Origin of the sequence: Stenotrophomonas sp. 364 (genome assembly GCF_009832905.1) — a bacterium.
Lineage (GTDB): Bacteria > Pseudomonadota > Gammaproteobacteria > Xanthomonadales > Xanthomonadaceae > Stenotrophomonas > Stenotrophomonas maltophilia_AP.
Window position 1 is genome coordinate 1,184,975 of record NZ_CP047135.1, and the last position, 26,561, is coordinate 1,211,535.

Sequence of the window (26,561 nt, forward strand, 5' to 3'; positions counted from 1 at the left end):
CGTCGGGGCTGGCGGGCTTACCCCCTGCCGGGACCGTTGGGCGCCATGGATGGCGCCCACGAGCCCCCATGGATGGGTTTACGGCGTGTCCCGGCAGGGGGTAAGCCTGCCAGCCAGCACGTAAACGCAAACAGCAAGGAAACCAGCTTTACGCTCTGCGCTTCACGCTTCGAAAAAACAAACACCCACAAAAAAACCCGACCGAAGCCGGGTTTTTTCGTAGAAGCAGATCAATCCGCCATCACCGAAGCGACAGCGTGATGGATCAGGCCAGACCGGCCTGCTTCATCACTTCGGCGGCGTAGTCTTCCACCACCTTCTCGATGCCTTCGCCAACGGCCAGACGCTTGAAGCCCACCACGTCCGCGCCGGCAGCCTTCAGCACCTGCTCGACCGACTGGTTGGTGTCCAGCACGTAAGGCTGGCCGTACAGCGTCACTTCGTTCACGATCTTGGCGATCTTGCCGCTGATGATCTTTTCCAGGATGTCGGCCGGCTTGGCCTTGTCCTTGTCGGTCATCTTGGCCAGCTCGATTTCCTTCTCCTTCGCAACGAACTCGGCCGGCACATCGGCCGCCTTGTTGTGCGGCGGGTTCATCGCAGCCACGTGCATGGCCAGACCACGGGCCAGCTCGGCGTCGCCGCCGGCCAGCTCAACCAGCACGCCGATGCGGCCGCCGTGCACGTAGGCAGCGACGTTGTTGGTCGATTCCAGACGCACGATGCGACGCACGTCGACCTTCTCGCCAACCTTGGCAATCACCGCGGCGCGGGCTTCTTCGATCGTCTCGCCGGTCGGCAGCTTGGCCGCCTTCAGCGCGTCGATGTCGGCAGCACCCGAGCTCAGCGCGGTGGCGCCGACAGCCTTGGTGAAGTCCAGGAAGTTGCTGTCCTTGGCGACGAAGTCGGTTTCCGAGTTGACTTCCACCAGCACGGCCTTGTTGCCGTCCTGTGCAGCCACGATGATGCCTTCGGCAGCCACGCGGTCAGCCTTCTTGTCGGCCTTGGCCAGGCCGGACTTGCGCAGCCATTCGGCCGAGGCGTCGATGTTGCCGCCGTTTTCGACGAGTGCCTTCTTGCACTCCATCATGCCGGCGCCAGTGCGCTCGCGCAGTTCCTTGACCAGGGAAGCAGTGATTTCCACGGGATTTCCTCACGAAAGAAAGGGGTTGGGCCGGCATGGTGGCCGGCCCGTGTGACAGTGTCCTGTCGTCGCGCCATCGGCAGCGGACAGGAACGGTGGGCGCGTAACGCCCACCGTGGGCCTGGATCAGGCCTGGGCTTCGCCAGCAGCCGGCGCGTCGGCGGCCGGAGCGGCAGCCTTCTTGGCCGGAGCGCGGCGGGCCGGCTTGGCTTCTTCGCCAGCAGCGGCTTCGCTGAACTCTTCTTCACGGACGGTGGCGGCGTGCGGCGCGGCAGCCTTGCCTTCCAGCACGGCGTCGGCGGCGGCACGGGCGTACAGCTGCACGGCACGGATGGCGTCGTCGTTGCCCGGGATCGCGTAGTCGACCAGTTCCGGGTTGTAGTTGGTATCCACCACGGCGATCACCGGGATGCCGAGCTTCTTGGCTTCCTTGATGGCGATGTCTTCGTGGCCGATATCGATGACGAAGATCGCGTCCGGCAGACGGTTCATGTCCTTGATGCCGCCCAGCGAGGCTTCCAGCTTGTCGCGCTCGCGACGCAGGCCCAGCACTTCGTGCTTGACCAGCTTGTCGAAGCTGCCGTCGGTTTCGCCGGCTTCCAGTTCCTTCAGGCGGGCAACCGACTGCTTCACGGTACGGAAGTTGGTCAGGGTGCCGCCCAGCCAACGCTGGTTCATGAAGGGCATGCCGCAACGCTCGGCTTCTTCACGGATCGACTCGCGGGCGCTGCGCTTGGTGCCCAGGAACAGGATGGTGCCGCGCTTCTGCGCAACGCTGGAAATGAAGTTCATCGCGTCATTGAAGAGCGGAACGGTCTTTTCCAGGTTGATGATGTGGATCTTGCCGCGGGCGCCGAAGATGTACTGGCCCATCTTGGGGTTCCAGTAACGGGTCTGGTGGCCGAAGTGGACGCCGGCTTCCAGCATCTGACGCATGGTGACCTGAGGCATTGCAGTAACTCCTGATAGGGAACCGGCCGCCACGGGTGATAGAGGGCGGTCCGCCGCGAGGCGGATGGTTCCGGGGTTTGGCTTCCCTGTCGCTTCCGTGACCGAACTCCTTGCGGAGCACCCCGGCACGGATATGGGCGGCAGGTGTGAATTCACCGGTGACGTCCGGTGTTGACGTATTCCCGCGCCAGGGCAGCAGGGATCCGGTCGATTATAGCTCGGTGCCGGGGGCAGGCGCAATCACGGCGGGAAGCAGGGCCTCGGCCGCATCGTTGAGCCGGGCCCGGAACCGGCCGCCGGCGTAACCATCCGGTCGCGGTGGGAGTTCCCAGCGGCGGGCACTGCGCGGGAGCACATAGCCGGCCAGGCCGTCGATCAGCGGTTGACGCCGCCCCTGGGCATCCACGAACACCAGGTCGGCCAGGCCGGCATGGCCGTCGCCGTCATTATAGAGGTGCAGGCGTGGGGCCGACGGGCTGCCCTCGGTGCCGACCTGCAACCGCGGCACCGGCGGCACCGGCCGGTCCGGCTCCACGAACACCGGCAGCGAGTAACGTGCATCGCCGACGCCCGTGTCCGGGCTGATGACCAGTCGGTAGCCCTGCTGGACGGCGGCGGGCACGGCGCCGAGGCGGACCACGCGGACCCGCTGGCGCTGGCCCGGCGCGATCTCCAGCCGGGCAGGGCTTACCGCCAGGTCCGTAGCGGGCACCAGCTGTTCCTGGTCGCTCGCCTGTTCCCAGCGGTACAGCCGGGCCTGGCCGGACCAGGGCGCACCGTCCGGGTTGGTCAGCCACAGCTCGGCGTGGGCCGGACCGGCCGGGACCGACACGCGCACCGGGCGGATCTCCAGGGCGTGGACGGACCACGCCGCCAGCACGCCGAGCGCGAGTGCCGCGGGCCGTCGCATCAGTACGTGACCGTGACCAGGGCCGGCTGCCCGGGGCGTGCTGCCTCGATGGTCGGGCTGAGGGCGGTCACCTGGGCCGGCACCGGCTGGCGGCCGTCGCTGCGCTGCTATGCGGGTCGGCAGGCGGGTTCGCCGGGCGTGCCGGGGCGGCTGCAGTCGGCGACGATCCGCACCCCGATCCGCAGCCCGGCGCTGCCGCCGGTGGCGGGGCGGGCAGTGGCGGACGATGCGGCGGCACACAGGGCCAGCAGGCCGGCCAAAGCGAAGGAGGGCGATCGCGGGGGCATCGAACATCGCACGACGGGGGATGCGACCGTTAACGGCCGTGATTGCAGCCGCTTGAATAGATGTGTCGACTAGTTCAATAAGTGATAGTGACGGTGATCACGTCGTTGTAGCTGCCCTGGGCCGGAATCGCGCCACTGGTCGGCGGAGCCCGTCCGTACACCGTGAGCGTCTGCGCCGCGCCGTTGCCGGTGCCGGACTGGGTGTCGGTGTTGAGGGTGTTGCCCCAGCGCTGCGAGCGGGCCGGGTCGCGGTACAGCTCGTAGGGAATGTAGTAGACGCTGCTGTCCGGCGCGGTAAAGCGCATGCGCCGGGTGGTGCCCTGCGCGCTCTGCCCGTTGTCCAGGCCGATGCTGTAGGCGGTGCGGTTGATGCAGGTCAGGCCGATGGTGGAGGTGCGGTCCAGGTTGGCGGTGATCGCCCCGGCATTGCTGCCGAAATCCATGTCGGTGGTGACGTAGGTGCTGCACTGGGGCAGCACGTTGGCGCTGACGGTGAACGGGAAGGCGCTGTCGGCGGTCTTGTAGCCACTGACGCCACTGGCCGTGGTGCACAGCGCCGGCGGCTGCGCGGTGCCGATGATGCTCTCGTTGTAGGCGTATTCCAGGCTGACGTTGGCGGCGGTGAAGCTGCTGGCGAAGCTGCCGGCCGACAACACCTGCGCGGCCGGCACCTGCCCGTACACGGTGATGGTCTGGGCGCCGCTGCCGCCGGTAAGCAGGGGCACGCCGTAGCTGAGCGTGACCACCGCCGCGGGCGGCGTCCCGCCGGGCACCGCGCCCCATACGGTGGTGCGCCCCGCATTGGTGTACAGCTGGAAGGCCATCGGGTCGGCGCTGGCGTTGGTCATGCTGCGGGTCGGCAGCAGGGTGCTGCCGGTACTGCCGGTGCCGATCTTCAGGCAGGCGCGCACGCTGGCGCTGCCGAGGACGCTCAGTGCGGCGGTGGTGCAGGTGATGGTGAAGCTGGTCATGGCGTTGGTCGCGGTGGCGGCACCGTTGGTGATGGTGCCGAATGCCAGTGCGGTCGGCGCGGTGGCGGTGCAGGTGGTATCGGCGCGGGCCGGGGCGACAAGGCAGGCCAGTGCCAGTACCAGCGGCAGGGCGATCAACCGCACGGTGTTCATCGCGCCGGTACCGGCAGGCAGCGCAGCGGGCCGATCCGCGTGGTGCCGGGCGAGGTGGGGGCCACGGCCGGGGCCAGCCGCACGCTGCAGCGGCCGTCCGGCAGCTGCACCTGCAGGTCGGCCGGCAACGCCACGTCTTCCAGGTAGGTTTCGCCGTCGTAGCCCACGGTGGCGGTACGCCCGCCGGGCAGCAGCACGGTGCTGCCCACCGGCAGCGGCAGGCCGGCGGCATCCTGCAGCACCACGCTCCAGGCCAGGGTGCGGCGCAGGCCGAAGTCCACGCCCAGCCCGGCGCTCTGGCGCGGGGTGACCCAGGCGTCCACGCGGTCGGCGCGCATGTCCGCGGGCAGGTCCAGGGTGTCGATCGAGAGCCGGTTGCGCTGCCAGGACAGCAGCGAGGTCACCAGCAGCAGGCCGTTGCGGTCGGTGCTGCCGATCAGACGGTTTTCCAGCCGCACCGGGATGCCGGGATGGCCGTCGGTGGAGACCAGCGCGAATGCATCGGTCACCTCGCGCGCGGCGAACAGGTGCCCGCCCATCCACACCAGGCTGCCGCTGGCGTTGGCATAGCCGTAATCGAAATCGCCCTGCCGCGAATAGCCCAGCGCGTAGCGGCCTACCCGGTTGAGCCAGCCCAGTTCGGCCAGCCCGCCTGCGCCATCGTCGCCACCGCGTGCCTGCACGCGCCAGCCAACCCCGCCCTGGCTGCCATCGCCCGGCACCGGTTGGGACAGATCGGCCACGTAGGTCATGCGCTCGCCGTTGCGCTGCGCCGACACGCTGCTCTGTCGGTTGCGGCCGAGCGCGGCCGACACCGACAGGTAGGCGCTGCGGTCGTCGCTGTCGGACAAATTCTGGTTGAACGACAGGTAGGCCGACCAGCGCTCGCCGAAGCTGCGTGACCAGAACAGGCTGGCGTAACGGTTGTCATCGCCGTCGGGATAGCGCAGCCGCAGGTAGCTGGCGCTGAGCGAGCCGGCGCGCTCCAGGTTGATGCCGACGGTGGCCTGTTCGCTGATGTCCGGCGGCAACGCGTTCTGCAGCGCGCCCAGGTCGCGGTAGTCGCCATGGGTGCGCCGGGTGAGCAGGTTGAGGTTGAGGCGGCGGTTGTTCCAGCTGTATCCCAGCGAGTACTGGCCGCCCTGCAGGCCATCCATGCGGCTGTGCGCGTAGGCGGCGTTGAGTACGCCGGCGCCGCCCAGCAGCCACCAGCCACCGGCACCGCCATTGAACACTCCGCCGCCGCCTTCCAGATGCGCCTCGGCGGTGAAGCTGTCGCTGGCACCGTGGCGCCAGGTCGCGCTGCCGATCACCGGCGATTCGTAGCCGAACGAGCGTATGCCGTAGTCGCGGCGCATCCGCCCCACACCCGCCGACCAGTCCGACAACCCCTTGGCCAGCAGCTGCTGGGCGCCGTAGAACGCGAAGTCCAGTGTCTGCATGCGGCCGAACGCGTCGGTGATGACCACCTGGGCGTTACCGGTGCCGCTGATGCCCGGTTGCGCGGCCAGCTGGAACGGGCCGACCGGGACCTCGCCGTTGTACTGGCGCAGGCCGTCCACATACAGCTCCACATTGGAGGGCACCACCGCCTCGCCGAGGAAGGTCGGGGTGGGAGTCAGCACGCGATAGGGTTGCAGGCCGTAGTTGCGTCCGACCTGTACGCCGCCCATGCGCACCGGTCGGCTCCAGTCGACGAAGCCGCTGTAGAAGTCGCCGACGGTCAGGGTGACGGCCGTATCGGGGAAATCCAGTCGCCATGCGGTATCCAGGCGCACGCTTTCCCCCCGCCACTGGCGGTCCTCCGGATCCTGGTAGGTGCGCAGCAGCGCGCTGGATTCGAACACGCCGCGCCCGAGCCCGAACAGGCGCAGTTCGGTGGTCAGGGCGAGGTTGCCGCCGCCTTCGGTGTGGCTGCCGTACACGTCGTAGTTGAGCAGCGCGCCGGGGGATGCCGCGGCCGCCGGTGCGGTATCGGCCGGGCGCTCCAGCCGCGTGGTCGGTAGCGACAGCTGCTCCAGCGGCACGTCGAGCGACAGCGTCTGCAGCCCCGCGTCGTAGCGCACCACCACGCCGCTGAGCAGGTCCAGCGCCACCGGTTCCTCGCCCCGGGCCGAAAAACCCAGTTGGCGCAGTGTCGCGGGCGAGGCCATCAACCGGCCCTGCAGTTCGGTGAAGGGCAGCAACCCGCGCGGGGCCTGGTTGAGGGTCACCTCCAGATACAGCGTCTGCGCAGCGGTGAGCGGCGTGGGCGGCGGCAGCAGGGCCTCGCCGGACACGCCAATGTCCGCGTCGGCCGCGTTCGCCGCGCACGGTGCCAGCGTCGCGGTGAGCAGCATCCGCATGCAGGCCTCAGCGAGCCGCAGGCGCGACGGGCAGCGGCGTCTGGGCCGACTCGCCATTGATCTTCGCCGAGAACGTGGCGCCTGCCAGGCGGGCCGCCGGAACATCCAGCGGCCAGTGCATGGTTTGTCCGCCAAGCACATAGCCGAGCAGGCCGGGGTGCACGATCTGCGGGCGATCCGCACTGCCCAGGCCGACATCGGCCAGTTGCGCGTAGCTGTTGCCGCTGTTGTGCACCTCAAGCGCCGGGCGCCCGTCATCCAGCCGCAGCAGACGGGCCTGCAGCGCGTGCTTGAGCGGGGCGTCGCCGGCGGGCTGGATGAACACCGGCATCGAATAGCGCAGCACGAACTGCATGCCGGTGCCCTGCGGCACCGCGCTGGGCAGTTCGTCCACCACCACCCGGTAAGCGCGTTGCGCGGCGGGCGGGGCAGGGTCGCTGCGCACCACCCGGATCAGCTGTTGCTGGCCGGCGGCCAGCGATTGCATGGGTGGGCTGACCTGCAGTTCCGTGGTGGGCAGAAGCTGGTCCTGGCCGCTGTCCTGGCGCCACTCGAACACCCGCACCTGCACCTGGACCGGTGCGGTGCCGCTGTTGGTGAGCCACAGCGCGTCGGCGTTCTGGCGCGGCGTGAGCTGCAATGACGTAGGGGCGACCTGCAGGCTTGCGGCGGTGGCGCTCCCCATCAGCAGCCACCACCAGCCAAGGGCCGCGTACCCGAACCGCCACGGGCATCGCCCTGCGGAAATCGGCATGGCGCGGACCCTCAGTAGGTGATGGTGGCGGTGATGGTGTCCTGGTAGTTGCCCGCAGCGGCGTTGTTGACGCTGGGGTTGGCGATCTGCCCATAGACGTTCAGCGTCTGCGCCAGGCCGGTGCCGATGCCGATGCCGGCGGCCGTGTTGGTGCCGGTGGTGGCGCCCCACACGTTGGTGTGCGCGGCATCGCGGTAGAGCTGGTAGCCCACGAAATTGTTGGCGGTCACGCTGGCGTCGGTGTTCTTCATGCGCCGGGTGGTCACGTCATTGGCGGTGCCGGCGTTGGCGCCTGCATTCAGGGCAACCGTGTACGGGGTCAGGGCCGAGCACTGGGCGGTGATGGTGCCCTGTGCGTTGGACGGGGCGGTGGCGGTGGACAGGGCCGAGCCAAAGTCCACGTCGGTGGCCGCTGCGGCGGTGATCGTGCACGCCTTGGTGATGATGATCTTGACGTTGAAGGTGGTGGTATCGGCCGCCAGGGCGGGCGCGGCGAGGCTGGCAACGGCCAGGCTGAGTACGGTAGTGCGGAGAAATCGCATGGGCATGCTCCTTGGACAACGGTCCTTGCTGAACAACACGATGCTGCCGGACTGCTACTGCTTCCTGTCCCGGTTATAGGTTCTATCTTGTTTCCGGACCGTGCAGATATGGCCCAATCAATGGCCGTTTTCGGCACAAGGTCGCGTTCTGCGATATGCATCACGCTTGTTCAGTTACCTGACCAGGGGTGGCCCAATCCCGGCTGTCCAGCGTTCCACCCGATCCCGTTCAGATTGGTCCCGGATCGGCGATAATGGGCGCCATGAGCGTGAATCTGAAAACCCCCGAGGAAATCGAACTGATGCGCATCGCCGGCCGCCTGGCCAGCGAGGTGCTCGACATCGTCACCCCGTATGTAAAGCCCGGCGTGACGACCGAAGAGCTGGACCGCATCTGCCACGACCACATCATCAACGTGCAGAAGGCCACGCCGGCCAACGTCGGCTACCGTGGCTTCCCCAAGACGGTCTGCACGTCGGTCAACAACGTGATCTGCCACGGCATTCCGAGCGAAGCCAAGGTCCTCAAGGACGGCGACATCGTCAACATCGACGTCACCGTGATCAAGGACGGCTGGCACGGCGACACCAGCCGCATGTACTACGCCGGTACGCCGTCGACGATGGCCAAGCGCCTGGTGGACACCACCTACCAGGCCATGTGGGCCGGTATCCGTGCGGTGAAGCCGGGCGCCACCCTGGGCGACATCGGCCATGCCATCCAGACCTTGGCCGAAGGCGAGCGCTTCAGTGTCGTGCGCGAGTACTGCGGCCACGGTATCGGCAAGGTCTACCACGATGAGCCGCAGGTGGTGCATTACGGCCGTCCGGGCCAGGGCCTGGTGCTGCAGCCGGGCATGACCTTCACCATCGAACCGATGATCAACGAGGGCACCCGCTACAACAAGGTGCTGCCCGATGGCTGGACCGTGGTGACCAAGGACCGCAAGTTGTCGGCACAGTGGGAGCACATGATCGCGGTCACCGAGACCGGCGTGGACGTGCTGACCCTCTCGCCCGGCGAATCGCAGGTCTGAGCATGTTGCCGGCGAGCCCGATGCTGGACGCGCCGGCAGCGTCCGTCACCGACCTGGACTGGTCGGCGCTGGCGCGGCAATCGCTGCAGCAGACCGACGCTCGGCTGTACCGCCGCTTCGACCAGGGCGACAACATCGAGCGCCTGCTGGCGTTGCGCGCGCGTGCGGCCGACCACCTGATTCGGCTGGCGTGGCAGCGTTGCCTGCCTGCCGGCAGTGGCCTGGCGCTGTTTGCCGTGGGCGGGTACGGACGCGGTGAACTGTTCCCGCGCTCGGATATCGACCTGCTGGTGTTCGGCGAACCCGCCCACCAGCGCCAGCACGAATCCAGCCTGGCGCGCCTGTTTGCGCTGCTCTGGGATTGCGGGCTGCCGGTCAGCCACGCGGTGCGCTCGGCCGCCGAGTGCATCGATGCCAGCGCCGACCAGACCGTGATGACCGCGCTGATCGAGTCGCGGCCGCTGCTGGCCGATGAGGCGGCACGCCTCGCGCTGAAGGCCGCGGTCAACACCGACGGACTGTGGCCGCCGCGCGAATTCTTCCTGGCCAAGCGCGAGGAACTGCTGGCCCGCCACCAGCGCTTCGGCGACACCGCCGACAATCTGGAACCGGACATCAAGGACGGCCCGGGCGGGCTGCGTGACCTCAATACGCTGGGCTGGATGGCCCTGCGCGCGTTCGGCGTGCGCGACCTGGAAGCGCTGGTAGGGCTGGGCCACCTGGGCGCCGACGAAGCGGCCGCGCTGAAGCGCGAACGCTGCGCGCTGGCGCGGCTGCGCTTCGGCCTGCACCTGGTGGCCAACCGGCCCGAAGAACGCCTGCGCTTCGATTACCAGAAAACCCTGGCCACCGGCCTGGGCTTCGAGGACGACCTCGAAAGCCTGGCGGTTGAAAAAATGATGCAGGGCTTCTACCGCAGCGCCAGCGTGGTGCGGCGGATCAGCGACCGACTGCTGCAGCGCTTCGAGGAACAGTTCGACGGCGAAGCGGTGCCCGAGCCGGTCAGCGTGGGCTTCTCGCTGCGCCGCGGCTACCTGGCCGCCAACGATGCACGCTGGCCGCAGGGCGACATCGAACAGGTGTTCGCGCTGTTTTCCAGCTGGGCCTACAACCCCGACGTGCGCGGCCTGCATTCGCTGACCGCGCGTGCGTTGGCCGAAGCGCTGCCGGAGCTGCCGGCCTACACCGATGCCAGCGTCGCGGCCCGCGAGCAGTTCATGGCGCTGCTGCGCAGCCCGCGCGCGGTCGACACGCTGGCACGCATGGCACGCCTCGGCGTGCTGGGCCAGTGGGTACCGGCCTTCGCGCAGGTGTCCGGGCGGATGCAGTTCGACCTGTTCCATGTGTACACCGTGGACCAGCATACGCTGATGGTGCTGCGGAACATCGGCCTGTTCGCCAGCAGCCGCGCCGACGACCGCTTCTCGATCGCCCACGAAGTGTGGCCGCGCCTGCGCAAGCCCGAGCTGCTGCTGCTGGCCGGACTGTTCCATGACATTGCCAAGGGGCGCGGTGGCGACCACTCCGAACTGGGCGCGGTGGATGCGCGCGCGTTCTGCCAGGCGCATGCGCTGAGCAGTTCGGACACCGAGCTGGTGGCGTGGCTGGTGGAACAGCACCTGCGCATGTCGGTGACCGCGCAGAAGCAGGACATCTCCGACCCGGAGGTGATCCACCGCTTCGCCACGCTGGTGGGCAGCCGCGACCGCTTGGACTACCTGTACCTGCTGACCTGCGCTGATATCGCCGGCACCAGCCCCAAGCTGTGGAATGCGTGGAAGGACCGGCTGCTGGCGGACCTGTATTTCGCCGCACGGCGCGCGCTGCGCGACGGCCTGGAAAATCAGATGCCGGCCGCCGAGCGGGTTGCCGAAGCGCGTGATTCGGTGCGTGCGCTGGTGCGCGAGCGCGGCTACGACGACGCCACCATCGATCGCCAGTTCGCGGTGATGCCTGACGAAAGTTTCATCCGCCTGCGCCCGGAGCAGCTGGCCTGGCAGGCCGCCGCGCTGGTGCCGGTGAAGCCTGGCCAGACCCTGGTCAAGGTGCGCCGGATCACCCCGGACGACCACGCGCTGGAAGTGTTCGTGCAGTCGCCCGACCGGGATGGCCTGTTCGCCGCGATCGTGATGACGCTGGACCGCAAGGGCTACGGCATTCACCGTGCGCGCGTGCTGGATGGCCCGGTCGATACCATCTTCGATACCTTCGAAGTCACCCCGGCCGACAGCTTCGCCGACGGTGACGCGCCGCGCCTGGAGGCGGCGCTGCGCGATGCGCTGGCCGGTGACCTGACCCGCCTGCGACCCTCGCGCCGGGTGATTCCGCGCCAGTTGCGGCATTTCCGTTTTGCGCCGCGCATCGAGTTCCGCGACGGCAGCGATGGCAGCCCCGGCACCCGTTTCAGCCTGATCGCGCCCGACCGCCCCGGCCTGCTGGCCGACGTGGCGTTCGTACTGCGCAACCAGCGACTGCGCGTGCACGACGCGCGCATCGCCACCTTCGGCGAGCGCGCCGAAGACATGTTCGTGATCAGCGATGAGCACGACCACCCCCTTACCGAATCTGCCAGGCAGCAGCTGCACGACGCGATGCTCGCGTGCCTGGACCCCGATCGCAACGCCGGAGACCCCCACTGATGGCCACCAAGCCCGCCAAGAAGACTGCCGCCAAGACCGCGGCAGCCAAGAAGACTGCTGCCGCACCGGCCGCTGTGAAGAAGCCCGTTGCCGCCGCCAAGGTGCCGGCGGTGAAGAAGGCCGCTGCGAAGAAGACCCCGGCCAGCAAGGCCGCCACCCCGGCCGAGAGTGCGGCCAAGCGCAGCGCCAGCCGCGACGCCACCATTGCCCGCAAGTCGCTGCGCAAGCCGGCCACGCCGGGCGTGGAAGAGCTGAAGTTCGGCATCGAGAGCGCCTTCGAGCGCCGTGCCACGCTCACCCTGCATGAGCTGGAAGGCTCGACCAAGCCGCTGGTCGGGCGCGTCATCGACGGCCTGGAAACCGGTGAGTTCCGCGTTGCCGAGCCCGATGGCCACGGCGGCTGGAAGGTCAACGAGTGGCTGAAGAAGGCGGTGCTGCTGTACTTCCGCGTCAACGACATGGCCGTGGTCGATGCGCGTCCCGCACCGTTCTGGGACAAGGTGGAATCGCGCTTCGCCGGTTTCGACGAGGCCAAGTTCCGCCGCGCCGGCGTGCGCGTGGTGCCGGGTGCGATTGCCCGTCGCGGCACGTATTTCGGCAAGGACGTGGTGCTGATGCCAAGCTTCACCAACATCGGCGCCTACGTCGGCGAGGGCACCATGGTGGACACCTGGGCCACGGTGGGTTCGTGCGCGCAGATCGGCAAGCATTGCCACCTGTCCGGCGGCGCCGGCATTGGCGGCGTGCTCGAGCCGCTGCAGGCCAGCCCGACCATCATCGAAGACCATTGCTTCATCGGCGCCCGTTCGGAAGTGGTGGAAGGCTTCGTGGTCGGCCATCACAGCGTGATCGGCATGGGCGTGTTCCTGGGCCAGAGCACCCGCGTGTACAACCGCGCCACCGGCGAGATCAGCTACGGTTCGGTACCGCCGTACAGCGTGGTGGTGTCCGGCCAGCTGCCGTCCAAGGACGGCTCGCACTCGCTGTACTGCGCGGTGATCGTCAAGCAGGTGGACGCCAAGACCCGCAGCAAGACCAGCGTCAACGACCTGCTGCGCGGCCTGGCCGACTGAGTCCTGCCATGACCACCACCGTGTATGGGTTGAAGAACTGCGACACCTGCAAGAAGGCCACCAAGTGGCTGGACCGTTTCGCGGTGCCGTATGCGTTTGTCGACTACCGCGAAGCGAAGCCGACACCGGAAACGCTGGTCGACTGGGCCGGGCAGGCCGGCGGCTTCGCTGCCCTGGTCAACAAATCGTCGACCACCTGGCGGCAGCTGCCGGACAACCGCAAGGCGGCCGCGTCCGATGCCGAGTGGAAGCTGCTGTTGCGCGAGCACCCGCAGCTGATCAAGCGCCCGGTGGTGGTCACCGCCGATGGCGTCATGACCCAGGGGTTCACTGACAACGGCTTCAAGCAGCGGTTCGGGGTCGGCGCGTGAGCGATGTGCTTGCGCTGACCTGCGACCTGATCGCACGGAGGTCGGTCACCCCCGACGACGCCGGATGCCAGCGGTTGCTCGCTGCGCGGCTGGCGGCTGGCGGCTTCCACTGCGAACACCTGCGCCTGGGCGAGGTCGACAATCTGTGGGCCACGCACGGGCAGGGCGCGCCGGTGCTGGTGCTGCTCGGGCATACCGACGTGGTGCCCACCGGGCCGGTCGAGGCCTGGACGAATGATCCGTTCGATCCGCAGATTCGTGACGGCGTGCTGTACGGGCGCGGCGCGGCCGACATGAAAGGCAGCGTGGCCGCGTTCGTGGTCGCCGCCGAGCAGTTCGTGGCCGCCCATCCGGAGCATCCGGGCACGCTGGCCGTGCTGCTGACCAGCGACGAGGAAGGCGACGCCATCGACGGTGTGCGTCGCGTGGCCGACATCTTCCGCGAACGCGGCCAGGCTATCGACTGGTGCATCACCGGCGAGCCGTCCTCCACTGCGGTGCTGGGCGACCTGCTGCGCGTGGGTCGCCGCGGCAGCCTGTCAGCGACGCTGACGGTGAAGGGCGTGCAGGGTCATGTGGCCTATCCGGACAAGGCGCGCAATCCGATCCATCTGGCCGCTGCGGCACTGGCGGAACTCACCGCACGGCACTGGGACGATGGCTTCGAGAGCTTCCCGCCGACCAGCCTGCAGGTCTCCAACATCCACGCCGGCACCGGTGCCAACAACGTGATTCCGGGCGAGCTGCAGGTGCTGTTCAACCTGCGCTACAACCCGCACTGGAACGCGCCGATGCTGGAACAGGCCATTGGCGCGCTGCTGGATGCGCATGGCCTGGACTACGCGCTGAAATGGCACCGCAGCGGCGAGCCGTTCTACACCCCCGAAGGCACCCTGCGACGTGTGGCGCGTGAGGTGCTGGGCGCGTTCGCCGGCGCACCGCCGGAAGAAAGCACCGGCGGCGGCACCTCCGACGCGCGCTTCATCGCGCCGCTGGGCGCGCAGTGCATCGAAGTGGGGCCGGTCAATGCCAGCATCCACCAGGTGGACGAGAACGTGCGGGTGGCCGATCTGGAACAGCTGCCGGCGCTGTACCAGCGGCTGATCGAGCGCTTGCTGGCCTGAGGCCGGCGGGTGGAATCCACCGTCGGACGATGGCGGTCATGCCGGCCGGGGCGGCCGCGGGCAGGAACCGACCGTGGGTCGGTTCGTCCTAGGCCACGATCAAGCCGAACGCGGCCAGCGCTGCGGCGGCCTGCCGTTGCGAAATCACCGCCTTCTTGAACAGCTTGGCGTCCATCACGTTGAGTCCGCTGATGTCGGTACCGCGCAGGTCGGCGCCCTCGAACCGGGTCAGCCGGGTCTGTGCGTTGCGCAGGCTGCCGCCGGTGAACACCGCATCGCGGAAGTCACAGCCGGACAGTTCCGCATCCGAAAAATCCATGCCCTGCAGGTCGGCCTTGCGGAACGAAAGCCCGCGCAGGTCGGCACTGACCAGCAGGCAATCGCGGAACTCCAGCGCCCAGCCGGTTACTTCCTGCAGGTGTGCGCCGGTGAGCTTGCAGTCGTGGAACTGCACCGAGGACAGCGTGGCGCGACGCCAGTGACTGTTGTTGAGATCGCAATGCGAGAAGCGCGCATCGCTGAGCAGCGCGGAACTGAAATCGCACTGCCCGCCGCGGCATTTCAGCCACTGGCTTTCCTCCAGCGACGCGGCCAGCCAGTTCGCACCGGCGACCGAGCACTGGTTGAACTGGAAGCCGTCCATGTCCAGGCGCGAAAAGTCGCCGTGGTCGAAGATGCAGCCTTCGAAGACGGCCGCACGCGGATGCGCGGCAATGATCGTCTGCATGCGCGCGCGGGTGATGGTGTCGTCGCGGAAAAGGGCGGTGGTCATGCGGGCATTCTGGGTGATGGGCGGCGCAGGCGGCAGTCTTGAAGGCAGCGGCGGAGTGTGTACAGACCTTCCAGCGCGGAATACGCGGTAGAGCCGACCGTTGGTCGGCTGCCGTTGATGCCGGCACGTGCAGCCGACCAACGGTCGGCTCTACCGGTCTGGGCGGGCAGCCGACCAACGGTCGGCTCTACCGGGTCGGGGTCAGTCGAAGGTCCAGAACGGCGCTTTGATCCGCTCGCGCCAGTACGATTCGCCGGCCAGGTAGAACTGCTGGGCCTCGGCTTTGGCGAACCAGCCGGCGGCGGCGTCCAGGTCGCGGGTCACGCCCGCGCGGCCGCGGCCGAGCAGCAGCCCGCTGAAGTACTGCCCGTAGACATTGCCCTGGTCGCCCGCCTGCCGATACCAGCGCAGTGCCTGGTGGCCATCGCGGGGCAGGCCGCCCATCCCGGTTTCGTACAGCGTGCCCAGGTCCACCTGGGCATCGGCGTCGCCGCGCCGTGCGCGCCGCTGGATGTCGACCACCCGCGGGTGCAGCGCACCGTCCTGCGGCGCGATGGCCAGCGGCAGCCGCGACGATTCGGAGGGCATGTGGTTGTAGATCGTCGCGCGCAGGTCCCAGCGCAGCGCGCTGGCCGCTTCGCCCCGCTCGCGATGGAACCGGGCCAGCATCAGCATGGCCATCGGATTGCCGTGCCCGGCTGCGGTGCGGTACCAGCGCTCGGCCCGGCGCGGCGAGGGGCGCAGCGCGGTGCCCTGGACCACGTTGGGCCCGTCGGCATGCAGCAGCTCGCCGTTGGTCCAGATCCGGCCCAGCGCCTCTTCGGCCTGCGGGTTGTGGAACGTCCACGGCGTCGCTGCCGCGGCACGCTCGTACCAGCCCACGGCGCGCGGGTCGTTGAACCGTTCATAGGTGCGGGCGGCTTCCCAGGCGCTGTCGAAGCGTCCGTCGGCGGCCTTGGCCTCCACCTCGTGGACCAGGGGGGCAGGAGTGCGCGAGGGCGTGCTGGCGCAGGCGGCCAGGACAAGGGTGAGGGCGGTGCCGCCCAGGCGTGGGGCGATGCGTCCGATGCGAAGGGTCATTCCAGCCGGGTCGTGCACAGGGGGGCGTGATTATCGCCCCCGTCGGCTGTACCCGCGCGGTGCCGGGGCGCGCATGGTTGCCATCGCAACAGTTGCACGGCCGCTAAAACCCGGTTACGGTCGATCCATGTCCTCGTTCCTGGCCACCGCCGTCACCAATACCAACCGCAGCAATCTGCGCGCGAATAATCGTGCGCGGCCGATGCGGGACTGCGATCAGGGCTAGTACACGTACCACGCCCGGACTCCAGAAAACCCGCATCGTCCGATGCGGGTTTTTTTATGGCCGCTCGAACGCATGCACCCCGTGTATTCCCCCATCATCAGGAGCTGTTCCCATGTGTTCGATCTTCGGTATTTTCGGCCTGCAGGCCGGCGACGACCTTCCCACCCTGCGCCGCCATGCGCTGGACCTTTCCCAGCGCCAACGCCATCGCGGCCCGGACTGGAGCGGGGTGTACGTCGATGCCGGCACCATCCTGGTGCATGAGCGGCTGGCCATCGTCGACCCGGCCGGCGGCTCGCAGCCGCTGCTGTCGGCGGACGGCCAGCTGGCCCTGGCGGTCAACGGCGAGATCTACAACCACACCGAACTGAAGGCCGAGCTGGCCCAGCCCTACGCGTTCCAGACCGGTTCGGACTGCGAGGTGATCAACGCGCTGTACCGCGAGGACAGCCCGGCCTCGTTCCTCAACCGCCTCAACGGCATCTTCGCCTTCGCGCTGTGGGACCGCGACCAGCAGCGCGTGCTGATCGCGCGCGATCCGATCGGCGTGGTGCCGCTGTACTGGGGCCACGACAAGGACGGCCGCCTGGTGGTCGCCTCGGAGCTGAAGTCGCTGGTGGACATCTGCGCCGATGCCGCGCAGTTCCCGCCGGGCCACTGGTACGACAGCGCCACCGATACGCTCACCCGCTACTACGAGCGCCCGTGGCGTGACTACGACGCGGTGGAAGGCGTGGAGGCCGACCGGGTGGAACTGCGCGAAGCCTTCGAGCGCGCGGTGCACCGCCAGCTGATGACCGACGTGCCCTACGGCGTGCTGCTGTCCGGCGGCCTGGATTCCTCGCTGGTGGCGGCCGTGGCCGCGCGCTACGCACGGCACCGCATCGAGGATGGCGACCAGAGCGAAGCGTGGTGGCCGCGCTTGCATTCGTTCGCCATCGGCTTGAAGGGCTCGCCGGACCTGGCCGCCGCGGCCATCGCCGCCGAGGCGTTGGGCACCGTGCACCACGGCTTCGAGTACACCTTCGAAGAAGGCCTGGACGCACTGCCGGAGGTGATCCGCCACGTGGAAACCTACGACGTCACCACCATCCGCGCCTCCACGCCGATGTTCCTGCTGGCGCGGCGGATCAAGGCAATGGGGGTAAAGATGGTGCTGTCCGGCGAGGGCAGCGACGAGATCTTCGGCGGCTACCTGTACTTCCACAAGGCACCCAACGCACGCGAATTCCACGAAGAGCTGGTGCGCAAGCTCGATGCGCTCAACAACTACGATTGTCTGCGCGCCAACAAGTCGATGATGGCCTGGGGCGTGGAGCCGCGCGTGCCATTCCTGGACCGCGAATTCCTCGATGTGGCCATGCGCATCGACGCCAAACACAAGATGGTCGGGCAGGGACCGCAGGGCGCACGCCGGATCGAAAAGGCGGTGCTGCGCGAAGCGTTCGAAGGGTACCTGCCCGAGTCGATCCTGTGGCGGCAGAAGGAGCAGTTCAGCGATGGCGTCGGCTATGGCTGGATCGACGGGCTGAAGGCGCACGCCGAGGCGCAGATCAGCGACCGGGTGATGGCCGCGGCCGACAAGCGCTTCGTGCACAACCCGCCGCAGACCAAGGAGGCGTACTACTACCGCCACGTGTTCGAGCAGTACTTCCCGACCCAGGCCGCGGCGGAAACGGTGCCCGGTGGCAAGTCGATCGCGTGCTCCTCGCCGGCGGCGATCGCCTGGGACGCCAGCTTCGCCACGATGGCCGATCCGTCGGGGCGTGCAGTGGCCGGGGTGCACGAGCAGGCGCTGGCCTGATCGCACGCGGCAGGGCTGGCGGGAATGCCGCCAGCCCGTAGAATCGCTCCGTCAATCGATGGGGATCGGGAATGGAAGCAGATACCACCGGCGGCATGCGCCGCGGCGGGCTGGCCTGGCGGTACCTGGGCTGGGTGGGGTTGCCGTTGCTGGTAGGCCTGGGCCTGGCGCGGTACGCCGGCCCGACGGTGGCGGTGCAGGTAGAACGGGCGCAATCGTCGCTGGGCGCCGACTGGGCCGCGCACCTGCACGCCCCGCTGGGCCTGTTCCTGATGCAGCTGCTGGTGCTGCTGCTGGTGGCCAAGGGCGCCGGCTGGCTGTTCCGGCGTTTTGGCCAACCGGGCGTGATCGGCGAGATGGCCGCCGGGCTGATGATGGGCCCGCTGGTATTGGGGGCGCTGTTGCCGCAGGTGCACGGCGCGCTGTTTCCGGCCGCCTCGCTGGGGTCGCTGGGGCTGCTCAGCCAGCTGGGCGTGCTGATGTTCCTGCTGGTGGCCGGTGCCGAACTGGACCTGGGCGGGCTGCGCGGCCGCCGACGGTTTGCGTTCGTGGTCAGCCATGCCGGTATCGCGGTGCCGTTCTTACTGGGCGTGGCCCTGGCGATCTGGTTGTACGGCGCGCACGCACCCAGCGGGATCGGGTTTACCGGCTTCGCCCTGTTTGTGGGCATTTCACTGAGCATCACCGCGTTCCCGGTGCTGCTGCGGATCCTGGCCGACCGGGGCATGACCAGCACGCCGTTGGGCCAGACCGCCATCGCCTGCGCCGCGCTCGGCGATGCCACCGCGTGGTGCCTGCTGGCGCTGATCGTGGCGGCCGCGCAGGCACAGGGTTGGGTGCCGGCGGCGCTCAACCTGGTGTGTGTGGTGGTGTTCGTCGGTGTGATGCTGGGCCTGGTGCGGCCGTGGTTCTCGCGGCAGATGATTGCAGCCGGCCAGGAAGGCCGCTGGCTGCTGGTGATGCTGCTGATGGCGCTGGGCTGCGCGCTGGTCACTGAAATGCTGGGCATCCATGCGCTGTTTGGCGCGTTCGCCGCCGGCGTGGCGGTGTCGGGCAACGCCACCCTGCGGCATACGGTGGCCACCAAGGTCGAACCGTTCGCGGTCACGCTGCTGCTGCCGCTGTTCTTTGCCATGACCGGTCTGCGCATGCGTGCCGATGCGCTGCAGGCCAGCGACTTGCTGCTGTGCGTGGTGGTGATCGCGGTGGCCACGCTGGGCAAGCTGTTCGGTACCTGGAGCGCGGCGCGCAGCGCGGGCATGGGCACCCATGAGGCGTGGAAGCTGGGCGCGTTGATGAACACCCGCGGCCTGATGGAGCTGATCGTGCTGAACCTGGGGTACGAACTGGGTTTCCTCGGCGACCGCCTGTTCGCGGTGCTGGTCATCATGGCGCTGGTCACCACGGCGATGACCGGGCCGTTGTTGAGCCTGATCGAACGTTGCCGACGCTGAAGCCGGCGGTGGGCGGTGCCACCTCGCGGTAGAGCCGACCGTTGGTCGGCTACGCCGTCACCCTCCGGCGACCCCGTCATTCCCGCGTCGGCACCAACCTGAGCGTATGCACCGTCGCGCCGGGCAGGAACGGTGTGGGCGTGCCGTTGACCCAGTCCTCGTGCCCCGCGCCCCAGAACGGTGACAATGGGTGCCCGCTCTGGCCGCCGGGCATGTGGATGATGCCGTCGGCTTCGTGCCCGGGTGACACCACCATGCGCTGCGACGCGCCAAACGCAGGGCCCTGCACGCGGGGCATGTCGCGGTCGCCGGGCAGGCGGTCGGTCGGCATGCACAGCCACGGCCGGGCAACGGCGGGCAGGGCGCGGCTGACCGGGTGGCAGATCGCGGCGGTGTTGCGCTCGCCCCAGCTGCGCTCGGCCAGGTTTGGTCCCTGCGCGGCCAGGTCGGCCTCCAGGCGCCGGGCGGCGTCGGCCAGCAGTGCTTCCCAACTGGCATACGGCGGTGGCAGCAGGTGCGCCGGGCGTTCGTTGACCAGCGGCCAGAGCACGCCCTCGATCTGCGCCAGGCGCGGCTCCAGGTAGGCATCGCCCAGGCGCTGCTTCGCCGGTGCCAACAGGCCCGCCGACACGCTGTCCAGCACCATGCCGCGGAAGCCACGCGTCATCCGGTAGCTCACAGACTCGGCGGCGGCGTGCCCCTCCCAGTGCCGGCTGGCCTGTTCCAGCCGCTGCAGCGCCGGGTCGTCGCTGTGTTCCACCACTCGGCGCAGCAGCGTCCACCAGCGCTGCAGGAACACGGCGCGGTCGTCGAGTTGAATGGCCAGCAGGTCGCGTTCGTCGAAGCGCTCTTTCGCCGACAAACCGTCGCGGATCTGACGCCCGCGCGCCCCCAGGTCATAGCCGCCGTTGCCTGCCACTGCCAGCGCGCTGCCATCGAGCACGCGCCCGTTGGCGGTCCACAAGCGGTGGTTGGCCGGGTCCACCAGCGCCGGCGAGGCGTCGCTGCGGATCGGCCACGGTGCACAGTGTGCGGCCACCGGCGTGGCCGCGCCGGCCGGCGGGCAGTCCGCGCTGCGGTCCGGGCGGGCCCCGATCAATCGCCAAGCGATGCGGCCCTGGCGGTCGGCCAGCAGCAGGTTCTGGGTGGGGATGCCGGCACGGTCAGCGATCCGCAGTGCATCGTCCAGGTTGCCCGCGCGCGCCATGTCGGCGAAGTCCAGGCGCACCGCGCCGGGCAGTTGTGCGGTCCAGCGCAGTGCCTCGCCGCTGCCGTCGGGACGCTCGTGCAGGATCGGCCCCCAGGCCGTCTCGCGCACGCGCAGCACGGTGTCCGGCTGGCCGGCCACGCGGATGCGTTCGGTGTGGGTGGTGATGCCGTCGAGGGTGCCGGGCGCATGCGCTGGTACGTGCACGAAATCGGCGTTGTCGATGTAGCTGTTGGTGAACCCCCACGCCACGTGGCCGTTGCTGCCCACCACGATCGCCGGCAGCCCGGGCAGCGAGAAGCCGCTCACGTCGACCGTGCCGCCCGGCGCCTGCGCGTCGGGGTAGCGCAGCCGCACCCGGAACCACAGCGCTGGCGCACGCAGCCCGAGGTGCATGTCATCGGCCAGGATCGCGCGGCCATCGGCGGTGAGCGCACCGGCCACGGCGAAGTTGTTGCTGCCGTGCACGTCCGGGTCGGCGTGCCCGGCGGCGCTGGCCGACAGCGCGCTGGCGGGCGTGCGCAGGTCCACCGCATCCGGTCCCGGCAGCACCGCATTGCCGCGTGGCGCGCCGAACAGCGGTGCATCCCACTCGCTGCCGTCGCGGCTGAGCAGGGCGTAGAGCGCGGGCGGCACCACCGCGCGGATGCGCGCCAGGGCCAGTTCGGTCTGGTTGGTGGGGTCCTGCAGGTCGGCGTACATCGCCAACCCGGTCAGCACGCTGTCCTCGGCCAGCCAGGGGGTGGGCCGCTGGCGCAGCAGCAGGTAGGGCCAGGGCCGCACCCGAAGGTCGGTCAGGCCCTGGTTGACCCCGGCCACATAGGCCTGCAGGGGCAGGGGATCGGTGCCGGTGGCCTCGGCCAGGTGGGCGTGGGTACGTGCGCGCAGGCGATGAACGCGCATGCGCTGGTCGACCGGCACGGCGGCCGGGCCGAACAGCTCGGCCAGCTCCCCGGCGGCGCTGCGCCGCATCAGGTCCATCTCGAAGTAGCGTTCCTGCGCATGCACCAGCCCCAGCGCCCGCATCGCATCGGCCTGGCTGGCCGCGTCGATGGTGACCACCCCGCGTGCGTCGCGGCTGATGCTGGCCGGCGCCTGCAGGCCATCCACCGGCAGCGCGCCGTCCAGTTGCGCCAGGCTGCCGCGCAGCAGCCACCACAGCGTGGCGATGAGAACGACGCCGAGCAACAGCGACAGCCACAGCAACCGCGTAAGCCAACGACGCATGCAGCATCCCCCGATGGTGGTCTGCGTTGGATTGTAGGGGCTGTGAACGCCACATGGAGGCCGCTGCAAGCGCAACTGCAACTGATTCCGATTAGATCATTGGAATTCTGGATGGGGCACCATGCGCGCATTGATTGATCAGGAGCACCCCCACATGAAAGGCAACCCGGACGTGATCGCGTGCCTGAAGGAACTGCTGCGCGGCGAACTGGCGGCGCGTGACCAGTACTTCATCCATTCGCGCCGCTACGAAGACCAGGGCCTGATGGCGCTGTACGAGCGCCTTAACCACGAGATGGAAGAAGAGACCCAGCACGCCGACGCGTTGCTGCGCCGGATCCTGTTCCTCGGTGGCACCCCGGACATGCGTCCGCATGGCTTCGAGCCGGGCGTGACCGTGGAGGAGATGCTGCAGAAGGACCTGGACACCGAATACAGCGTGCGCAACAACCTGGCTGCCGGCATGAAGCTGTGCGAGCAGCACCAGGACTTCGTGAGCCGCGACATGCTGCTGGTGCAGTTGAAGGACACCGAAGAAGACCATGCGTGGTGGCTGGAACAGCAGCTGGGCCTGATCAAGCGGATCGGGCTGGCGCTGTACCAGACCAGCAAGATGGATGCGAAGGGTACGGCCGCGCACTGACGCGCATACGCGCATCAGCCCCACGATGTGCCACGCACCTCGCGGGCCGCGGCGTATCACCTTCCACATCCCTGCGCCTGTCTGCGCGCCCCCTTGGACTCCAAGGGGGCTGTTTCTCCAGACGGTGTCCTGGATGCGTGACGATCCACCGCCCCGTCATCGGGTTCTGCTCGCCAGCCAGCGTTCGCCAGCACGCTGCAGAAGCCATCGTCCGCCCGCCAGCATCGGCCAGCCAGCGACGAACGAAAAAGCCGGGGATTTCCCGGCTTTTTCGTTTTCCGGACACGTAGCGTAGTGCCGGGCTCTGCCCGGCAACCGCGCAACGCGCGGCAGATGCAGCCGGGCAGAGCCCGGCTCTACGCGGTAAACCGCAGCGTGCGGTTGCAGCCGGGCAGAGCCCGGCTCTACGCGGTAAACGCGCAACGTGCGGTTGCAGCCGGGCAGAGCCCGGCTCTACGCGGTAAACCGCAACGTGCGGATGCAGCCGGGCAGAGCCCGGCTCTACGGTCCTGTGCGGTTATTCGACCGCCAGCCCTTCCACCTTCTGCCAACCACGCGGCAGCAGGTGGCCACGGGTGGCACGGGAGCCCAGGTAGGTTTCCAGGTCCTTGAAGGACAGGTTCATGGTGCGCGTGCCGCTGCGTACCAGCAGGGTGTTGGCCGGGCCCACCGACACCACCGCGACCACGCGCTCGGTGGCGAGCTTGGCCTTGGGGATGTCGATGATCTTGTTGCCCTTGCCCTTGTCCAGTTCCGGCAGGTCGCTGGCGGCGATCGCCAGCAGGTTGCCCGAGCTGGTCACCGCCACGATGCGATCGGTTTCCGGGTTGGCCACCACGGCCGGGGTCAGCACCCGGGAGCCGGAGGTCAGGTTGAGCATCGCCTTGCCGGCCTTGTTGCGCCCGGTCAGGTTCTCGAAACGGGTCACGAAGCCGTAGCCGTGGGTCGAGGCCAACACGAAGCGGGTGTTGTTTTCCCCGCTGGCCAGGGTCAGGAACTGGCTGCCGGCGGCCGGCGAGAAGCGGCCGGTCAGCGGTTCGCCGTTGCCTCGCGCCGAGGGCAGGGTGTGGATCAGCGTGGAGTACGCACGGCCCTCGCTGTCCAGGAACGCCACCTGCTGGGTACTGCGCGCACGCACCGCGCCCAGCAGGGCATCGCCGTCGCGGTAGGACAGCGTGGACGGGTCCATGTCGTGGCCCTTGGCCGCACGGATCCAGCCCTTCTCCGAGAGCACCACGGTCATCGGTTCGCTCGGCACCAGCTCGGTTTCGTCGATGGCCTGGGCCGCACCGCGCTGCACCAGCGGCGAGCGGCGGTCATCACCGAACTTCTTGGCATCGGCGGTCAGTTCGTCGCGGATCAGCTTCTTCAGCTTGGCCTTGCTGTCCAGGATGCCCAGGATCTTGTCACGCTCCTTGGCCAGCTCGTCCTGCTCGCCGCGGATCTTCATTTCTTCCAGGCGGGCCAGCTGCTTCAGGCGCGTTTCGAGGATGTACTCGGCCTGTTCTTCGCTCAGGCTGAAGCGCGCGATCAGGGCCGGCTTGGCCTCGTCCTCGGTGCGGATGATGCGGATCACTTCATCCAGGTTGAGGAACGCCACCAGCAGGCCGTCCAACAGGTGCAGGCGGCGCTCGACCTTCTGCAGGCGGTGGTTGAGGCGGCGGGTGACGGTGGTGGCGCGGAACTGCAGCCATTCGGCGAGCAGCATCTTCAGGTTCTTCACCTGCGGACGCCCGTCCAGGCCGATCACGTTGAGGTTGACCCGGTAGCTGCGCTCCAGGTCGGTGGTGGCGAACAGGTGGCCCATCAGCTGGTCGGCATCGACGCGGTTGGAGCGCGGCACCAGCACCACCCGCACCGGGTTGGCGTGGTCGGACTCGTCGCGGATGTCTTCCAGCCACGGCAGCTTCTTGGCGCGCATCTGCGCGGCGATCTGCTCGATCACCTTCGACGGCGATACCTGGAAGGGCAGCGCGTTGATGACGATGTTGGTGGATTCCTTGAAGTACGTCGCGCGCGCACGCACGCTGCCGTAGCCGGTTTCGTACATGTTCCGCAGGTCGGCCGGCGCGGTGATGATCTCGGCGAAGCTGGGGTAGTCCGGGCCCTTCACGTGCTCGCACAGGTCGGCCGAGGTCGCGTCCGGGTCGTCCAGCAGGTGCAGCAGCGCGCTGACGATCTCGTTGAGGTTGTGCGGCGGCACGTCGGTGGCCATGCCCACGGCGATGCCGGTGGTGCCGTTGAGCAGCAGGTGCGGCAGACGGGCCGGCATCCAGGTGGGCTCTTCCAGGGTGCCGTCGAAGTTCGGGGTCCAGTCGGTGGTGCCCTGGTTGATTTCGCCCAGCAGCACCTCGGCGATCGGGGTCAGCTTGGATTCGGTGTAACGCATCGCCGCGAACGACTTGGGATCGTCGGTGGAACCGAAGTTGCCCTGGCCTTCGATCAGCGGGTAGCGGTAGGAGAACGGCTGGGCCATCAGCACCAGCGCCTCGTAGCACGCGCTGTCGCCGTGCGGATGGTACTTACCGATCACATCACCCACGGTGCGCGCGGACTTCTTCGGTTTGGAGGCGGCGTTCAGGCCCAGCTCGCTCATCGAATAGATGATGCGGCGCTGCACCGGCTTCAGGCCGTCGCCGATGAACGGCAGTGCGCGATCGAGCACCACGTACATCGAATAGTCCAGGTACGCCCGTTCGGCGTACTCGCGCAGGGGCAGCTGTTCAAAGCCGTGGAAGGCGGGGCGGGCAAGATCGGTCATGCGGGATTGTTACCTGTGGCAAGGGACGGCGACGGCTGTCGCCCTCGCAGGCGGTCGATTATCCGGATGCGGCCGGGGATGCCAAGCCGCGCGTTGGATTGAGGGGCTGGCCGCTGCGTGCCAGATAGCGCCCGGGCGGGCAGCCGAAGTGCCGGCGGAACACGGTGACGAACGCGCTGGGGCTGCTGAAGCCCAGTTCGTGGGCGATGTCGGACACGCTGCGGCCGTCGGACAGCCGGCGCAGGCCGTCGGCCAGGCGGGCCTGCTGGCGCCACTGCGCGAAGCTGAGCGTGGTTTCGTCGCGGAAGTGGCGGGTCAGGCTGCGCGGCGACAACCCGGCCCAGTGCGCCCACTGTTCCAGGCTGCGGCCGTCGGCCGGGTTGGCGATCAGCTGCGAGGCAATCCGCAGCAGCCGCCGGTCCTGCGGCATCGGCAGGTGCATGCGCTGGCGTGGCGCGTTGCGGATTTCATCCAGCAGCACCTCGATCATGTGCTGCTGGCGCAGGTCGGGTGCGGCGGCGGGCGCCCAGCGGATCACCCGCATGGCCAGCGCCTGCAGCAGGTCGGAGATGGCCACCACGCAGGGCTGGTCGGGCAGGTCATGTGCCATGTCGGCCGACACGATCAGGCCCCAGCCACGCAGCGGGCCGGAGATGCCCACGGTGTGGGGCTCGCCCGGCGGCATCCAGCCGGCACATCCGGGTGGCAACGACCAATTGCCATGCCGGGTGCGGATGTTGAGCAGCCCGGCTTCGACGCTGATCAGCTGGGCGCGACGGTGCTGGTGCCAGTCGATCTCGCGGTCGAGCCCGCGCGCACTCTCGATCTGGAATCCCAGCACGGCCAGGCCGTTGTCGCGTTCGAGCCAGTCCAGCACGTCGTGCCGCACCTTGGCGGGAGGGAGGGTGTTGGCGTCCTCTGGCCTGAAAACGTTATTCATTGTCCAGATTGTAATACCCGGCCACCTGAGCGGGCCATTAAGGTGACCACCCGTTTCGCCATACCGCTGCATTACCCGCTTTGCTGCAACACAGCATTTGGTTCCAGATTAAATATTTCCATTGAGAAATATATTTTCTGGAAGTA

General features: G+C 68.5%; 20 protein-coding genes. 8 read left to right on the top strand and 12 right to left on the bottom strand.

Features of this window, described 5'->3' with window-relative positions; genetic code table 11:
- Positions 1 to 265 precede the first annotated feature (265 nt).
- The 7 genes from tsf to GQ674_RS05525 all read right to left on the bottom strand — a co-directional run bounded on the left by tsf (position 266) and on the right by GQ674_RS05525 (position 8,057).
- Positions 266 to 1,144, bottom strand: coding sequence for a translation elongation factor Ts (gene tsf / locus GQ674_RS05495; protein ID WP_159496279.1), 879 nt, complete (start codon positions 1,142 to 1,144; stop codon positions 266 to 268).
- A 126-nt stretch (positions 1,145 to 1,270) separates the two neighbouring features.
- The gene (gene rpsB, locus GQ674_RS05500; RefSeq protein WP_019184395.1) at positions 1,271 to 2,095 is read right to left on the bottom strand and encodes a 30S ribosomal protein S2; all 825 of its coding nucleotides are present in this window, start codon (positions 2,093 to 2,095) and stop codon (positions 1,271 to 1,273) included.
- 211 nt (positions 2,096 to 2,306) lie between these two features.
- Positions 2,307 to 3,005 (bottom strand): fimbria/pilus periplasmic chaperone, encoded by a 699-nt coding sequence (locus tag GQ674_RS05505; protein ID WP_159496280.1) that lies wholly within the window; start codon positions 3,003 to 3,005, stop codon positions 2,307 to 2,309.
- Positions 3,006 to 3,366: 361 nt separating this feature from the next.
- A complete protein-coding gene (locus tag GQ674_RS05510; RefSeq protein WP_159496281.1) occupies positions 3,367 to 4,416 on the bottom strand; it encodes a spore coat U domain-containing protein in 1,050 nt (349 codons plus the stop codon).
- Positions 4,413 to 6,761: a fimbria/pilus outer membrane usher protein gene (locus GQ674_RS05515; RefSeq protein WP_159496282.1), complete on the bottom strand. Its 2,349-nt coding sequence runs from the start codon at positions 6,759 to 6,761 to the stop codon at positions 4,413 to 4,415. The genes GQ674_RS05510 and GQ674_RS05515 overlap by 4 nt, the downstream gene beginning before the upstream one ends.
- A gap of 7 nt (positions 6,762 to 6,768) precedes the next feature.
- Entirely contained in the window at positions 6,769 to 7,446 is a 678-nt protein-coding gene (locus GQ674_RS05520; RefSeq protein WP_236546277.1) for a molecular chaperone, read from the bottom strand.
- A gap of 80 nt (positions 7,447 to 7,526) precedes the next feature.
- The gene (locus GQ674_RS05525) at positions 7,527 to 8,057 is read right to left on the bottom strand and encodes a spore coat U domain-containing protein (protein WP_159496284.1); all 531 of its coding nucleotides are present in this window, start codon (positions 8,055 to 8,057) and stop codon (positions 7,527 to 7,529) included.
- A gap of 263 nt (positions 8,058 to 8,320) precedes the next feature.
- On the opposite strand from GQ674_RS05525, the gene map reads away from it, so the two are divergent.
- The 5 genes from map to dapE are packed head-to-tail and all read left to right on the top strand — an operon-like array spanning position 8,321 to position 14,301.
- Positions 8,321 to 9,094, top strand: coding sequence for a type I methionyl aminopeptidase (map, locus tag GQ674_RS05530; protein ID WP_128098041.1), 774 nt, complete (start codon positions 8,321 to 8,323; stop codon positions 9,092 to 9,094).
- 2 nt (positions 9,095 to 9,096) lie between these two features.
- A complete protein-coding gene (locus tag GQ674_RS05535; protein ID WP_159496286.1) occupies positions 9,097 to 11,733 on the top strand; it encodes a [protein-PII] uridylyltransferase in 2,637 nt (878 codons plus the stop codon).
- Positions 11,733 to 12,806 (top strand): 2,3,4,5-tetrahydropyridine-2,6-dicarboxylate N-succinyltransferase, encoded by a 1,074-nt coding sequence (gene dapD, locus GQ674_RS05540; RefSeq protein ID WP_159496287.1) that lies wholly within the window; start codon positions 11,733 to 11,735, stop codon positions 12,804 to 12,806. The genes GQ674_RS05535 and dapD overlap by 1 nt, the downstream gene beginning before the upstream one ends.
- 8 nt (positions 12,807 to 12,814) lie before the next feature.
- The gene (locus GQ674_RS05545) at positions 12,815 to 13,177 is read left to right on the top strand and encodes a Spx/MgsR family RNA polymerase-binding regulatory protein (protein WP_038689439.1); all 363 of its coding nucleotides are present in this window, start codon (positions 12,815 to 12,817) and stop codon (positions 13,175 to 13,177) included.
- Positions 13,174 to 14,301, top strand: a complete 1,128-nt coding sequence (gene dapE / locus GQ674_RS05550) for a succinyl-diaminopimelate desuccinylase (protein ID WP_159496288.1) — start codon at positions 13,174 to 13,176, stop codon at positions 14,299 to 14,301. The genes GQ674_RS05545 and dapE overlap by 4 nt, the downstream gene beginning before the upstream one ends.
- An 88-nt stretch (positions 14,302 to 14,389) precedes the next feature.
- On the opposite strand, the gene GQ674_RS05555 is transcribed toward dapE, so the two are convergent.
- A complete protein-coding gene (locus GQ674_RS05555) occupies positions 14,390 to 15,073 on the bottom strand; it encodes a pentapeptide repeat-containing protein (protein WP_159496289.1) in 684 nt (227 codons plus the stop codon).
- 201 nt (positions 15,074 to 15,274) lie between these two features.
- Positions 15,275 to 16,153, bottom strand: coding sequence for a tetratricopeptide repeat protein (locus tag GQ674_RS05560; RefSeq protein WP_159496290.1), 879 nt, complete (start codon positions 16,151 to 16,153; stop codon positions 15,275 to 15,277).
- A gap of 338 nt (positions 16,154 to 16,491) precedes the next feature.
- Here GQ674_RS05560 and asnB point away from each other — a divergent pair, with 338 nt between their 5' ends.
- Together asnB and GQ674_RS05570 are read left to right on the top strand one after the other, a co-directional pair.
- Entirely contained in the window at positions 16,492 to 18,183 is a 1,692-nt protein-coding gene (gene asnB, locus GQ674_RS05565; RefSeq protein WP_159496291.1) for an asparagine synthase B, read from the top strand.
- A 71-nt stretch (positions 18,184 to 18,254) separates the two neighbouring features.
- Positions 18,255 to 19,637, top strand: a complete 1,383-nt coding sequence (locus GQ674_RS05570) for a cation:proton antiporter (RefSeq protein WP_159496292.1) — start codon at positions 18,255 to 18,257, stop codon at positions 19,635 to 19,637.
- Between the two features lie 76 nt (positions 19,638 to 19,713).
- On the opposite strand, the gene GQ674_RS05575 is transcribed toward GQ674_RS05570, so the two are convergent.
- Positions 19,714 to 22,071 carry a penicillin acylase family protein gene (locus GQ674_RS05575; protein ID WP_159496293.1) on the bottom strand — a complete coding sequence of 786 codons (2,358 nt, stop codon included), beginning with the start codon at positions 22,069 to 22,071 and terminating at the stop codon, positions 19,714 to 19,716.
- A 154-nt stretch (positions 22,072 to 22,225) separates the two neighbouring features.
- Between GQ674_RS05575 and bfr the strand changes: the two genes are divergently transcribed.
- On the top strand, positions 22,226 to 22,714 hold the full coding sequence (gene bfr, locus GQ674_RS05580; protein ID WP_159496294.1) for a bacterioferritin: 489 nt from the start codon (positions 22,226 to 22,228) through the stop codon (positions 22,712 to 22,714).
- A 517-nt stretch (positions 22,715 to 23,231) separates the two neighbouring features.
- On the opposite strand, the gene parC is transcribed toward bfr, so the two are convergent.
- Together parC and GQ674_RS05590 are read right to left on the bottom strand one after the other, a co-directional pair.
- A complete protein-coding gene (gene parC, locus GQ674_RS05585; protein WP_159496295.1) occupies positions 23,232 to 25,475 on the bottom strand; it encodes a DNA topoisomerase IV subunit A in 2,244 nt (747 codons plus the stop codon).
- 58 nt (positions 25,476 to 25,533) lie between these two features.
- Complete coding sequence (locus GQ674_RS05590) at positions 25,534 to 26,415, bottom strand: helix-turn-helix transcriptional regulator (protein ID WP_159496296.1); 882 nt, start codon at positions 26,413 to 26,415, stop codon at positions 25,534 to 25,536.
- Between the last annotated feature and the right edge of the window lie 146 nt (positions 26,416 to 26,561).